This window comes from Leucobacter komagatae, assembly GCF_006716085.1.
In the GTDB taxonomy this organism is placed as follows: Bacteria; Actinomycetota; Actinomycetes; order Actinomycetales; family Microbacteriaceae; genus Leucobacter; species Leucobacter komagatae.
In genome coordinates this window covers 24,575-38,031 of record NZ_VFON01000002.1, presented here as the reverse complement: position 1 = coordinate 38,031, position 13,457 = coordinate 24,575, and the positions used below count along the sequence as shown (strand labels likewise).

At 67.0% G+C, this 13,457-nt stretch carries 10 protein-coding genes; all 10 read left to right on the top strand.

The annotated features are described in order from the left end of the window. Positions 1-137: 137 nt before the first annotated feature. The 10 genes from FB468_RS15030 (at position 138) to menC (ending at position 13,406) form a co-directional block, all read left to right on the top strand. A complete protein-coding gene (locus FB468_RS15030; protein WP_141888460.1) occupies positions 138-1,160 on the top strand; it encodes an ABC transporter permease in 1,023 nt (340 codons plus the stop codon). Further along, complete coding sequence (locus FB468_RS15025) at positions 1,157-3,028, top strand: dipeptide/oligopeptide/nickel ABC transporter permease/ATP-binding protein (RefSeq protein WP_211359196.1); 1,872 nt, start codon at positions 1,157-1,159, stop codon at positions 3,026-3,028. Before FB468_RS15030 ends, FB468_RS15025 begins: the two co-directional genes overlap by 4 nt. Beyond that, entirely contained in the window at positions 3,025-3,804 is a 780-nt protein-coding gene (locus tag FB468_RS15020) for an ABC transporter ATP-binding protein (protein WP_141888458.1), read from the top strand. Before FB468_RS15025 ends, FB468_RS15020 begins: the two co-directional genes overlap by 4 nt. A 137-nt stretch (positions 3,805-3,941) precedes the next feature. Then, a complete protein-coding gene (locus FB468_RS15015; RefSeq protein ID WP_141888456.1) occupies positions 3,942-5,540 on the top strand; it encodes an ABC transporter substrate-binding protein in 1,599 nt (532 codons plus the stop codon). A gap of 219 nt (positions 5,541-5,759) precedes the next feature. Next, entirely contained in the window at positions 5,760-7,355 is a 1,596-nt protein-coding gene (locus tag FB468_RS15010) for an ABC transporter substrate-binding protein (protein WP_141888455.1), read from the top strand. Positions 7,356-7,404: 49 nt separating this feature from the next. Then, a complete protein-coding gene (locus FB468_RS15005; RefSeq protein WP_170219790.1) occupies positions 7,405-8,829 on the top strand; it encodes a serine hydrolase domain-containing protein in 1,425 nt (474 codons plus the stop codon). Further along, positions 8,829-10,304: an amidohydrolase family protein gene (locus FB468_RS15000; RefSeq protein WP_141888451.1), complete on the top strand. Its 1,476-nt coding sequence runs from the start codon at positions 8,829-8,831 to the stop codon at positions 10,302-10,304. Before FB468_RS15005 ends, FB468_RS15000 begins: the two co-directional genes overlap by 1 nt. Before the next feature lie 68 nt (positions 10,305-10,372). Further along, the gene (locus tag FB468_RS14995; RefSeq protein ID WP_141888449.1) at positions 10,373-11,494 is read left to right on the top strand and encodes a M20 family metallopeptidase; all 1,122 of its coding nucleotides are present in this window, start codon (positions 10,373-10,375) and stop codon (positions 11,492-11,494) included. Beyond that, on the top strand, positions 11,494-12,306 hold the full coding sequence (locus FB468_RS14990; RefSeq protein WP_211359195.1) for a GNAT family N-acetyltransferase: 813 nt from the start codon (positions 11,494-11,496) through the stop codon (positions 12,304-12,306). The genes FB468_RS14995 and FB468_RS14990 overlap by 1 nt, the downstream gene beginning before the upstream one ends. After that, the gene (menC, locus tag FB468_RS14985; RefSeq protein ID WP_141888447.1) at positions 12,306-13,406 is read left to right on the top strand and encodes an o-succinylbenzoate synthase; all 1,101 of its coding nucleotides are present in this window, start codon (positions 12,306-12,308) and stop codon (positions 13,404-13,406) included. The genes FB468_RS14990 and menC overlap by 1 nt, the downstream gene beginning before the upstream one ends. Positions 13,407-13,457 lie beyond the last annotated feature (51 nt).

Here is a 13,457-nt window from a genome sequence, read left to right as displayed (position 1 = left end):
TATGAGGTATCCAGAAGCCGATGTTGGTAGGCAGAACAGTTTTTGGGTTCGTTGCTTGGCGCGTCCGACAATGCGACACGATTCCCTTCTCCGCAATACTGAACAGAGCAGCTACGACCCAACGGCGAGGAGAGCGCATGCCAGCAATTTCTGCGAGTCCAATAACGGACACTGAGACACCCAAACCGCAGAAGCGGGAGTCGTTCTTGGCCCGCAAGCCCTGGGCAGCGTACCTGCTCCGCCGCGGCGGCTACTTCGTTGTCTCGATGTTCGTGCTCATCACGGTCACGTTCTTGCTGATGCAGCTCATCCCCGGCGACCCCGCGCGCGTGTCGGCCGGCGAGAACGCCTCGCCCGAAGCCGTCGAAGCGCGTCGCGTCGAGCTCGGCCTCGACCGGCCGGTCATCGTCCAGTACTTCTCGTTCTGGAAGGGGCTCTTCACGGGCGACCTCGGTGAGTCGATCAGCTCGCGCATGCCGGTGATCGACGTCATCATGCAGCGCGCTCCTGCGACGCTTGAGATCGCGTGGTCGGCCGTCGCGATCGCGCTCTTCGTCGCGGTTTGCCTCGGCCTGACATTTGGTGCGCTCACGCACGGCGAACGTCGCCCCGGCGTCGACGCCGGCTTCAACTCGGTGACCGCGGTGCTCGCGCTCATCCCCGAGTTCCTCGCCGGGATCCTGCTCGTCTACTTCTTCGCGGTGACGCTCGACCTGCTGCCGGTCGCGGGAAGGGAGGATTTCACGTCGTATATCCTGCCGGTCACGGCGCTGGCCTTCGGGCCGGCCGCGGGCCTCACCCGCATCGTGCGGGCCGAGACGCTCACCGTGCTGCAGCAGGACTACGTTCGCACCGCCCGAGCGCGGCGCATGTCGCCGGTGCGCCTGTACCGCAAGCACGTGCTTCCGAACCTGCTCACGTCGACGCTGACGATCTCGGGCATGGCGCTCGGCGGCATGATCGCGGGAACCGTCATCGTCGAGGGTATTTTCGCGTGGCCCGGCCTCGGCGGCGTCATCGTCCAGTCGATCCAGGGCAAGGACTACCCGCTCGTTCAGGCGATCATCATCTTCTACGGGGCAGTGGTGCTGCTCATCAACCTCGTTATCGACGTCCTGCTGATCCTGCTGGATCCCCGTACCGCATTGGATAAATCATGACAATGACACAGCGCTTGCTCGCAGTACTGCGCACGCCGCTCGGCATCGCCTCAATGGTGACCCTCGGCGCCCTCCTGTTCCTCGCGATCTTCGCCCCCATCATCTGGGGCGAGCAGGCCGCGGTCACGAACGCGAGCCAGATCTCGCAGCCGCCGAGCGCCGAGCACGTGTTCGGCACCGACGGCAGCGGCCGCGACATTCTGCTGCGCACGCTCGTTGCGACGCGCCTGTCGATCGTGATGGCGCTCACCGCCACCATCATCGGTATCGTCTGCGGCGTCGTGCTCGGCCTCATGCCGCTCGTACTCGGCGGTCGCGCAGGCCGGTGGCTCGTCGCAGGTATCAACATCGGTGTTGCGTTCCCGGGCCTGCTGCTCGCGATCGCCTTCTCCGTGATCCTTGGACAGAGCGCGATGGCGGCGAGCTTCGCGATTGCGATCGCGATGATGCCGAACTACGGGCGCCTCGTGCACAACCTCGCCGCGTCGGTGTGGGGGCGCGACTACGTCTCCGCCGCGCTCGTGCTCGGCGTGCCGAAGCGCCAGATCGTGTTCAGGCACGTGCTGCCGAACATCCGCGACCCGCTGCTCGTGAACGCCACGCTCACCGCGGGCGGCACCCTGCTCGCGTTCGCTGGCCTCTCGTTCCTCGGTCTCGGCGTTCAAGTGCCGCAGTACGACTGGGGCCGCATGCTCAACGAGGGCATCAGCCGCATCTTCGTCACCCCGACCCTGGCGCTCGTGCCCGGCATGGCGATCATCCTCGCAGGCATGACCTTCGTGCTCCTGGGCGAGGTGCTCAATCGCACGCTCCGCACCGGTGTGCAGCGCAACCTCTCGTCGCGCCTGCTCAAGAAGCTCAAGCTGTCTCGCGCTGAGAACGCTGCCGAGGTGAAGCGCCGGGGCGAGAACATTGCGACCGACGCGTCGAGCGACACGGTGCTCTCTGTTCGTGGCCTGAAGGTGTTCGCGCCGCAGGGCGGAACGTCGCTTCGCCCGCTCGTCGATGGCGTCTCGTTCGACGTCGGTCGCGGCGAGATCGTCGGTGTCGTCGGCGAATCGGGATCGGGGAAGAGCCTCACGCTCATGTCGATCGCCGGGCTGCTCGAAGCACCGCTGCACGTTACGTCGCGCTCGGCGAGTTTCGACGGGGAAGACCTCGTGCTCAGCGAAGAGGGGCACCCCAGGTCGCTCGACCACCACTTCGGCACCAAGCTCGCGATGGTGTTCCAAGACCCGATGTCGTCGCTGAACCCGGCGCTTCACGTCGGTACCCAGGTCGCTGAGAGCGGGCTGCTGCACCTCGACATGAGCAAGGCCGAGGCGAAGGACGCGGCGATCGAGCGGTTGAACGCCGTGAAGATTCCCGACGCCGAGCGCCGCTACTCGCAGTACCCGCACGAGTACTCGGGCGGCATGCGCCAGCGCGCGATGATTGCCGCGGGGCTTATGGGCAAGCCGTCGCTGATTCTCGCCGACGAGCCGACCACCGCGCTCGACGTCACCGTGCAAGCAGGCATCCTCAAGCTGCTCAAGCAGATCAATGAGGAGGACGGTACGGCGATCATGTTCGTCTCGCACGACATCGCCGTGGTGACCTCGCTCTGCACGCGCGTGCTCGTGATGTACCGGGGTCGGATCGTGGAAGACATCAGTTCCGAGGAGCTGCGGAACGGCAACGCCGCTCACCCCTACACGCAGGCGCTCATGGCAACCGTTCCGACGATGGAGAGTCCGCGAGGCGAGGCGATGGCGTCGATCCCCGACGACGCTGACTTCTCGGGCACCTCGCCCATCGGTGTCATCGAGGCCGTCATGCCGCCAACCGGCGCGGTGCGCCTGATCGACTTTGAAGGAGCCCTGAAGTGAGCAACCAACTCGTATTCGACTCGGTGAGCATCACCTACGGCCACGGCATTTCCTCGTTCAAAGCGGTGAACGACGTGAGCCTCGAGCTGCGAGCGGGCGAGGTGCTCGGCCTCGTCGGTGAGTCTGGCTCGGGCAAGTCGACCCTCGCCCGCGCCGCGGTCGGCCTCGCCGAACCGTCTGACGGTCGGGTCGTGCTTGAGGGGAGCGAGATCTCGCACGCACGCGGCAAGATGCTGCGGGAGCGGCGGCGGGTGCAGATGATCTTCCAAGACCCGCAGTCGTGCTTCAACCCCCGACGCACGATTGGGCAGTCGCTCGATGAGGCCCTCGTCGCGGCGCACAAGCGTGACGGCTCGGCGATCCCCGCGGTACGCGCTCGCAAAGACGAAATCTCGAACCTGCTGCGAGCCGTGGCTCTCCCAGCTGACACCGCGCAGCGGATGCCCACGCAGCTCTCCGGCGGCCAGAGGCAGCGCGTCGCTGTGGCGCGAGCGATCGCGGCGAAGCCCGCCGTGATCCTCGCCGACGAGATTACCTCGGCGCTCGACGTCTCCGTGCAGGGCTCGGTGCTCAACCTGCTTAAGCAGCTGCAGCGCGACCTCGGCTTCTCGATGCTGTTCATCAGCCACAACCTCGCCGTCGTCCGGCTCGTGTGCGACCGCGTTGCGGTGATGCGCCAGGGCAGCCTCGTTGAGGTGGGGGAGACGCTCGACGTCATGCACGAGCCGCAGCACGACTACACCCGCGAGCTCATCGCCGCGGTACCCACGCTGTAACGACCGATTCATCCATTCCGACTCACCCATCCAGCTCAGGGTGGTGACCCGGGCGAGCACATGTGCGCAGCACACCGAAGTGTCGCGCACGCTCGCCCGAAGGGGTTGCCCTGGGCATCAACACGAAGGAACACACTATGAAGGCGTACACAATTGTTGGCCTCGCGGCCGTGGGGGCGCTGGCGCTGTCAGCGTGCACGGGCGGCGGCGGTGGCGGAACCGGCACCGGCCCCGAGAGCGGTGGAGAGCCCGTCATCGACGGCACGCTGAACTACGCGATTGCGCGTGACCCCGGGATGCTCTTCAGCCCGCTGAACGCGAGCGGCACGCTCGGCTCGGTGAGCCAGTGGGCATACGAGTCGCTCATCTACTTCGACGCGGACGGCCAGCCGCAGGGGTGGCTCGCGACAGACTGGGAGCAGACGCCGACGTCCCTGCACTTCGAAGTGCGCGATGACGCGGTCTGCGCCGACGGCACGAAGCTCACGGCGGAGACCATCGCGAACAACTTCCGCTGGATCGCCGACCCGGCGAACAACTCGACCGCGATCAACCTCGTCGTGCCCTCGACCGCGAAGATCGAGAACGACGACAAGAGCGTCACTATCACGACGGTCGAACCCGACCCGTTCATGATCACCGCTATCGGCTCGCAGGCGATCTACTGCCAGGCCGCGCTCGACGACCCGCAGTCGGTTTCGACCGCGAGCAACGGCACCGGCATGTTCAACGTCACCGAGGTCGTCACGGGCGATCACCTCACGCTTGAGCGCCGCGACGACTACAGCTGGGCCCCCGAGGGCGCCGCCATCGGCACGACCCCCGGTGTACCGAAGACCGTCGTGCTGAAGATCATCGAGAATGAGAGCACGCGCGCGAACCTGCTGCTCTCGGGCGAGCTCAACGTCGGCACGATCACCGGCCCCGACGGCGACCGGCTCGAGGGCAAGGTTGACGTGCTCAACTCGGGCATGCTGCTCACTGGCGGCTTCCTGTACAGCCAGGCCGAGGGGCGTCCGACCGCAGACAAGAACGTGCGCATCGCGCTCACGAAGGCGCTCGACCTTGACGAGCTTATGCAGGTGAGCACGGCGGGCAAGGGTGAGCGCGCTCAGCGCCTTGCAACAGTTGACCCGCAGGTCTGCCAGTACGACGCCGTCGGCCCGAACCTGCCGAAGACCGACGTCGCGGGCGCTGAGAAGCTGCTCGATGAGGCCGGTTGGGTGAAGGGCGCCGACGGGAAGCGCTCGAAGGATGGGCAGCCGCTCGTGCTCGAGTTTGCGTGGCAGTCGAAGGGCGCCGAGATTGCGTCAACCGCCGAGATGATGGCTGACCAGTGGGCAGAGATCGGCGTGGGCGTGAACCACGATGGCTCCGAGTACGGCGCGTTCATCGAGAAGATCAGCACCCCCGGTGCCGCCTCGAAGATCGACGTGATGTGGCTTAACGCGAACTACCCGGTTCCGAGCGCCCTGATGGTGTATTTCACGGGTGAGACCCCGCCGAAGGGCAACAACTTCGCCGCGCTCAAGAACCCGAAGTTCGATGAGCTCGTGAAGAAGGCGAACAACAGCACCGGCGCCGAGGGGTGCAAGGCCTGGGAAGCAGCCGAGGGCGAAATGTACGCGTCGGCCGACTATGTGCCGTTCGCGATGATGTCGCACCCCACCTTCGCGCAGGGCATTAGCGAGTACGGCATCGAGAAGTTCGCGCCGAGCACGATTCTCGTCAAGTAACTGAGCGAGCGATGGGGCGTCGCCGGGCGGAGTCCGGTGGCGCCCCATTGCTACACCTCTCCGGGCGCGCATGCCCGCCCAGGCCCGAATCGCGGGTCACACCACACGAACTGTTCAGGGGAACAGCTTGGGTGTGCAAATTTGTAACCCACACCGAAGTGCTCGGGTGCGCACTCCCGAGATGATGGAATCCTGAGCCTCAACACGAAGGAACACACTATGAAGGCGTACAAGATGCTTGGCCTCGCGGCCGTTGGGGCGCTCGCGCTCTCCGGCTGCACCGGCGGCGGCGCTGGCACCGGCACTGGCAGCGCGGGCGGCGGCGAACCCGTCATCGACGGCACGCTGAACTTCGGGCTCACCCGTGACCCGGGCATGCTCTTCACCTCGCTCAACCCGAGCGCGGTGCTCGGCTCGGTCACCCCGTGGGCCTACGAGTCGCTCGTGTACTTCGACACCGAGGGCACCGCCCAGGGCTGGCTCGCGACGGAGTGGGAAGAGACGCCGACGTCGCTGCACTTCGAGGTCCGCGACGACGCTGTGTGCTCGGACGGCACGAAGCTCACCGCCGAGACGATCGCGAACAACTTCCGGTGGATCGCCGACCCGGCGAACAACTCGACCGCAATCAACCTGGTTGTGCCCTCTGACGCAAAGATCGAGAACGACGACAAGAGCGTCACGATCACGACGACCGAGCCCGACCCCTTCCGCATCACTGCGATCGGCACGATGCCGATCTACTGCCAGGCCGCGCTCGACGACCCGAAGACCATCGCGACGTCCACGAACGGCACCGGCCTCTACAAGATGACCGACGCCGTCACGGGCGACCACTACACGCTCGAGCGCCGCGACGACTACACGTGGGGCCCCAAGGGGGCACCGACTGGCGCGACGCCCGGTGTGCCGAAGACCGTGGTCATCAGCATCGTTGAGAACGAGAGCACCCGCGCCAACCTGCTCCTGTCGAAGGAACTGAACCTCGCGACCGTCTCGGGCCCCGACGCTGACCGCCTCGAGGGCCAGGTTGACGTCTACGCGACCGGCAAGCTGCTGAGCGGCGGCATCCTCTACAGCCAGGCCGAGGGCAAGCCCACCGCCGACCGCGACGTGCGCATCGCGCTGACGAAGGCGCTGAACCTCGACGAGCTCATGCAGGTGAGCTCCGCTGGCAAGGGCGAGCGCGCCCAGCGCCTCGCCGTCGCGAACCCGCAGGTCTGCCAGTACGACGCGGCGGGCCCGAACCTTCCGAAAACAGACGTCGCCGCAGCCGAAAAGATGCTCGACAAAGCCGGCTGGAAGAAGGGCGCCGACGGCAAGCGCACGAAGGATGGGCAGCCGCTCGTGCTCGAGTTCGCGTGGCAGTCGAAGGGCGCTGAGACCGCGGCGACCGCCGAGATGATGGCCGACCAGTGGGGCGCGATCGGTGTCGGCGTGAACCACCACGGCGCTGATTACGGCGCGTTCATCGAAGAGATCAGCAAGCCCGGCGCGGCCTCGGTGATCGACACCATCATGCTCTCCGCAAACTTCCCCGTGCCGAGCGCTCTGATGGTGTATTTCACGGGTGAGACCCCGCCGAAGGGCAACAACTTCGCTGCGCTCAACAACCCGAAGTTCGATGAGCTCGTCGCCGAGGCGAACCAGCACACCGGCGCGGAGGCCTGCGCCGCCTGGGAAACCGCGGAGGCCGAGATGTACCAGTCGGCCGACTACGTTCCGTTTGCGATGACCTCGGGCAAGAGCTTCTCGCAGGGTGTTGAGGCGTCGGGCATCGACGAGTTCTACACCGCGATGATCCTCGTCAAGTAGCACCAGCACAGAACAGAACTGCACACCACACCAGAACTAGGAGTCAATGATGACGAACACTCTGAGCCCACTTGCTTTCGACACCGCGCGTTGGGAGCAGTTTCTCGGTGAGACCGCGAGGAGGCACCACGTTCCCGGCATCGTCGCGGGCGTGCTGCGCATCGACGGTGAGACCGGGGTCGAGCAGCGCTTCGTCGCGAGTACCGGCCTGGCGAACAACCGCACCGGCGTCGAGACGACCCGCGATACGCTCTGCCAGATCGGCTCCGTCACGAAGATCATCACCGCGACGATGATCATGCAGCTGCGCGAGGAAGGCAAGCTCGAGCTTGAGACGCTCGTCTCAGAGCTGCTCCCGGACACCCCGCTCTCGACGCAGGACGACGGCACGAAGATCACTATCCGCCACCTGCTCTCGCACACGTCTGGCATCAACGGCGACGTCTTCACCGACACCGGCCGCGGCGATGACTGCATCGAGAAGTACGTTGCCCTGCTGAAGGACGCCGAGCCGCTCTTCACCCCCGGGAACGGCTGGTCGTACTGCAATTCGGGCTGGGTCGTGCTCGGCCGCATCATCGAGCTCATCGATGGCCGCACCTGGGACGCGTCGGTGCAGGCGCGCATCAGCCAGCGCCTCGACCTCCACCAGTTCTTGACGCTGCCCGAGCAGATCATGAGCCACCGATACCAGCACGGTCACACCCGCGACACTGGCGCGAATGATTGGGTCCCCGCACCGACGACCGCCCTCCCGCGCTCCGTTGGCCCCGCCGGCATCATCAACAGCAGCGTCGACGACCTGCTCGATTTCGGCCGCTCGTTCTTGCGCGGCGGTCTCGGGGTGGCCGGCACGAACGTGCTGAGCCCGGAGTCGGTTGAACTCATGGCGCAGGTCCAGGCAGACCTGGGCGACGCCGACGCGCTGTCGCCCCAGTGGGGCCTCGGCTGGATCCTTGATGAGTGGGAGGGCCACCGGCTCTTCTGGCACGGCGGCACGACGGTCGGCAACAAGGCCTGGTTTCAGGTGCTCCCAGACGACGGCGTTGTCATCGTCGTGTTCTGCAACGGCGGCATCGCGAACCGAGCAGGCGCCGACATTGTCGACGCCTTCGCGCGCGAGTTTGTCGGGGTGACGACGGGCGCAGGCACAGGCCCCTCGGGGCCCGCGACTGAGGCTGTCGTCAAGGACGAATGGCTTGGCACCTACGGCGACTTCATCACCTCGGTCGAGGTATACAAGACTGAAGAGGGCCAGGTGAAGGCGAAGCTCACGCAGGGACTCGACCCGAGCTCGGTCACCTCAACGGTCTTCGATGTCCTGCCGACCGCGAAGCCGAACCGGTTCGTCTCGCGCCCCGACGCGCTCTCCACCTGGTCGCAACTCACGTTCACGACCGTTGATGGCCAGCCGTGCCTGTACGCTGACATTCGCTGCCTCCGCAAGCGCGACGCCGTCGAAGTGGCGGCCTGATGAACCGCGTGCTGTTGCGCGGCGGGCGCGTGGTCGATCCGGGAACCGGAACCGACCGCGTCGCCGACGTGCTCATCGAGAACGGCAAGATCGCCGCAATCGGCCTCGAACTTCAGGTCGAGGGCGCCGATGAGCTCGACGTGGCAGGCAAGATCGTCGGCCCCGGCTTCGTCGACCTGCACAGCCACGTGAACTCGATCGCGGGTCAGCGGCTCCAAGCCCGCGACGGCGTGACAACGGCGCTCGAACTTGAGGCGGGGCTGCTGCCCGTCGAACTCGCCTACGAGAAGGCGATGCGGGAGGGGCGCCCCATCAACTTCGGGTTCTCCGCTTCCTGGGGCATGGCCCGCGCGGAGGTGCTTTCCGGCCGTTCTGCGAACGCCGATTTCGCCGAGGGCCTCTCGATCCTCGGCGACCCGGCGTGGCAGGCCGACTCGACGCCCGCGCAACTGCGGGCGTGGCTCGGCCGCCTGGAGAGTGAGCTCGCGGACGGGGCGCTCGGGATCGGGATCCTGCAGGGCTACGCCCCGCGCACCGACCCGGCAGAGTACCTCGCCGTGAACGAGCTCGCTGCGCGCGTAGGCGTGCCGACGTTCACTCACGTCCGCGAGATCACCGAGGCCGACCCGACGACGCCCATGGACGGCACCGAGGAGGCCGCTCGGGCCGCCATGGAGTTCGGCGGCCAGGTGCACCACTGCCACGTGAACAGTACCTCGCGCAGGCACATCGACCGCACGCTTGGCGTGATCGAGCGGGCGAAGACTGGCGGGGCCGCGATGACCGTCGAGACGTACCCATACGGGGCCGGGAGCACGGGCATCGGCGCGGCATTCCTCGCCCCCGAGCGCCTCAGTGTGTGGGGGATCACCCCGGCGAACATCGTGATCGTTGCGACGGGGGAGCGCATCCGCGACGCAGACCACCTGCGCCACATGCGCAAGATTGACCCCGGCGCCGCGTGCATCGTCGAGTTCCTCGACGATGAAGATCCGGCCGACAGGGCGCTGCTCGAGCGCGCACTCGCGTTCCCCGACGGCATCGTGGCCTCAGACGCGATGCAGGTCAACTGGCCAGACGGCAGCGTCGATACGCGCGAGTGGCCGCTGCCCGAGGGCGGCACCACGCACCCGCGCACCTCCGGTACGTTCGCGCGGTCGCTGCGCATGATGGTGCGCGAGCAGCGGGCGTGGAGCTGGCTTGAGGCGTTCAGGCGCTGCAGCTACCTGCCCGCGCGCGTCATGGACTCGACGACCCCCGCGTTCGCGCAGAAGGGCCACCTCGCCATCGGGGCCGACGCCGACCTGGTCGTGATCGATGCCGAGCGCGTCACCGATCAGGCGACCTACCTCGCGAGCACGCGGCCCTCGATCGGCATCGAGCACGTGCTCGTCGCCGGCGAGTTCGTCGTGCGCGACGAAGACATCGTCGTCGACGCCTACCCCGGGCGCGGGCTTCGCGGCCAACTCCGGTAAACCTCCACCCCCACACGCTTGCCCCGGGCGACCACGAGCCGCACGGAACAGAAGAAAGGTCCATCGATATGACACCGCACCCGGTGCGCCTCGATGACATCGTCGAGACGATCCACACGCTCGTCGAATGCGAGTCCCCATCAGACAACCACGACGCGGTCGCCGCGTCTGCCGCGCTCGTTGCCGAGCTCGGGGGTGAGCTGCTCGGCACCGCACCCGAGCGGATCCTCATCGACGGCGTGAGCCACCTGAAGTGGAGCTTCGGCGAGACGACGCGGGTGCTGCTCGTCGCGCATCACGACACGGTGTGGCCGCTCGGCACCCTCGCACGGCTGCCCTTCACGAACGCCGAGGGCGTGCTCACCGGCCCCGGCTGCTTCGATATGAAGACCGGCCTCGCCATGGCGCTGCACGCTGTCGCAGCGCTCGACGACCGCGATGGCGTGACCATCCTCGTCACGGGCGACGAGGAGCTCGGGTCGCCGAGCTCTCGCGCCCTCATCGAGGAGACCTCGAGGGGCGCGGACGCCGCGCTCGTGCTTGAGGCGTCGGCCGACGGCGGGGCGCTGAAGATTGAGCGAAAGGGCGTCTCGCTCTACGAGCTCGTCGTCTACGGTGTCGCGTCTCACGCGGGCCTCGAACCCGAGAAGGGCGTGAACGCCTCGCTCGAGCTCGCGCATCAGCTCATCGCTGTCGCGGGCCTCGGGAACCCAGAACTCGGCACGACCGTGACGCCGACGGTCGCGACGTCGGGCACGACGAGCAACACGGTGCCGGCGCGGGCCTCATTCAAGGTCGACGTGCGCGCACGCACGTTCGCCGAGCAGGATCGGGTGCACGAGGCGATGCTCGCTCTCCGCCCGGTGCTGGGGGGCGCGCAGCTCGAGGTCATCGGTGGGCCGAACCGACCCCCGTTTGAGAGCGCCTCAGCGGCGGAGCTGTTTGACCGCGCACAGGCCATCGCCTCGCGCCTCGGGCTCGACCCGCTCGAGGGCGTCGCGGTTGGCGGGGCGAGCGACGGCAACTTCACCGCGGGCATCGGCGTGCCAACGCTCGACGGTCTCGGCGCCGTTGGCGGTGGCGCTCACGCCGAGAGTGAGCACGTGCTCATCGCCGAGATCGAACCGAGAACCCTGCTGCTGACCGAGCTCGTCGCGAGCCTCCTCAACGACCCGAAAGCCGGTGCATGATGGCTGAAGAACGCATCACCCCACACATGCGGCAGCAGGCGCACGCCGATGCCGAGCGCGCGGCCGCCCTCACCGGCGTGACCGTTCGTGAGATGAGCGGCAGCGAAGAGGAAGCCCAGGTGATTGACCTGCTCGCCCTCATCTGGGGCCGCACCGCCGACAACCCCGTCGTGCCCAAAGAGATCATGCGGGTGCTCGGAAAGACCGGTAACTACATTGCGGGCGCATTCCTCGACGGCGAGCTCGTCGGCGCGGCGCTCGGGCTGCACTCGAGCCCGGAGCGCTCGACCCTGCACAGCCACATCACGGGTGTGGTGCCAGGGCTGGTCGGGAAGTCGGTCGGCTACGGCATAAAGCTGCACCAGCGGGCCTGGGCGCTCGACCGCGGCATCGAGGCGATTGAGTGGACGTACGATCCGCTCGTCTCGCGCAACGCGAACTTCAACTTCAACAAGCTCGGCGCCGTACCGGTCGAGTATCTCGAGAATTTTTACGGGCTCATGGCCGACACGATCAACGCGGGCGACCTGAGTGACAGACTGCTCGTGCGCTGGCACCTGCTCGACGACAGCGTCTCGCGGCTCGCAGGCGGTGACCGCTCGGCTGCCGCCCCGGCCGAGGGGTTCGCGGTCGCGATCCCTGACGACATCGAGGGGCTCCGCGTCAGCGATCCCGACGGCGCCCGGGAGTGGCGCGGCCTGATCCGCGAGCAGCTCACCTCCCACCTGAACAGCGGCGCCCGCATCGTTGGATTCCAGCGCGGCACCGGCTACATCTTGCAACACGCATCAACCGAAGGAGAACAAGACTGATGAAGATCGAAGGCTTTGAGCTGCGCCGCGTTGGGCTGCCCCTCGTATCGCCGTTCCGCACGTCGTTCAGCACGCAGACCGCGCGCGACATCCTGCTCGTCAAGGCCGTCACCGACGAGGCCGAGGGCTGGGGCGAGTGCGTCACCCTCGGTGACCCGCTGTACTCGCCCGAGTACACTGACGGCGCTGCCGACATTATGAAGCGCTACTTCATCGAGGCCATCGCGAACGTCACCGACGCGAACGGGGTCGGCCAAGCGCTGCACAAGTTTAAGGGACACCCGATGGCGAAGGCCGCGCTCGAGACCGCTGTGCTCGACGCCGAGCTGCGCGCAGAGGGCCGCTCGTTCGGCCGCGAGCTCGGCTCCGCGCGTGACGTCGTGCCCTGCGGTGTTTCGGTCGGCATCATGGACTCGATCCCTGAGCTGCTCGACGCCGTCGGCAGCTACATCGACGAGGGCTACGTGCGCATCAAGCTGAAGATCGAGCCGGGCTGGGACATTGAGGCGGTGCGCGCAGTGCGCGAGCGCTTCGGCGACGAGATCCAGCTGCAGGTCGACGCGAACACCGCGTACACCCTGCGCGACGCCCGGCACCTCGCGAAGCTCGACGACTTCGACCTGCTGCTCATCGAGCAGCCGCTTGAGGAGGAAGACATCGTCGGTCACGCCGACCTTGCGAAGATGCTCAAGACCCCGATCTGCCTCGACGAGTCGGTGACCTCGGCTCAGACCGCGTCGGCGGCGATCCGCCTCGGCGCGACGAGCATCATCAACATCAAGCCGGGCCGCGTCGGGGGCTACCTCGAGGCGCGACGCATCCACGACATCGCCGTGGCCGCTGGCGTTCCGGTGTGGTGCGGCGGCATGCTCGAGTCGGGCATCGGCCGCGCGGCGAACATCGCTCTCGCGTCGCTTCCCGGCTTCACGCTTCCCGGCGACGTGTCGTCGAGCAACCGCTTCTACAAGACCGACATCACCGAGCCCTGGGTCATGGAGAACGGCCACCTCACCGTGCCGACTGGCCCCGGTCTCGGCGTCGCGCCGATCCCCGAGCTGCTCGAGGAGTTCACCACCAGCGTCGAGTGGATCGCGGTCTAGCCGTGCGGGCGCCGCTCACGCCGGAAGACGGGTGCTAGCGATATGCTTCCC

Coding starts and splice junctions, on each gene's coding strand:
- FB468_RS15030 (WP_141888460.1), top strand. CDS start 138: ATGCCAGCAATTTCTGCGAGTCCAATAACGGACACTGAGACACCCAAA.
- FB468_RS15025 (WP_211359196.1), top strand. CDS start 1,157: ATGACAATGACACAGCGCTTGCTCGCAGTACTGCGCACGCCGCTCGGC.
- FB468_RS15015 (WP_141888456.1), top strand. CDS start 3,942: ATGAAGGCGTACACAATTGTTGGCCTCGCGGCCGTGGGGGCGCTGGCG.
- FB468_RS15010 (WP_141888455.1), top strand. CDS start 5,760: ATGAAGGCGTACAAGATGCTTGGCCTCGCGGCCGTTGGGGCGCTCGCG.
- FB468_RS15005 (WP_170219790.1), top strand. CDS start 7,405: ATGACGAACACTCTGAGCCCACTTGCTTTCGACACCGCGCGTTGGGAG.
- FB468_RS15000 (WP_141888451.1), top strand. CDS start 8,829: ATGAACCGCGTGCTGTTGCGCGGCGGGCGCGTGGTCGATCCGGGAACC.
- FB468_RS14995 (WP_141888449.1), top strand. CDS start 10,373: ATGACACCGCACCCGGTGCGCCTCGATGACATCGTCGAGACGATCCAC.
- FB468_RS14990 (WP_211359195.1), top strand. CDS start 11,494: ATGGCTGAAGAACGCATCACCCCACACATGCGGCAGCAGGCGCACGCC.
- menC (WP_141888447.1), top strand. CDS start 12,306: ATGAAGATCGAAGGCTTTGAGCTGCGCCGCGTTGGGCTGCCCCTCGTA.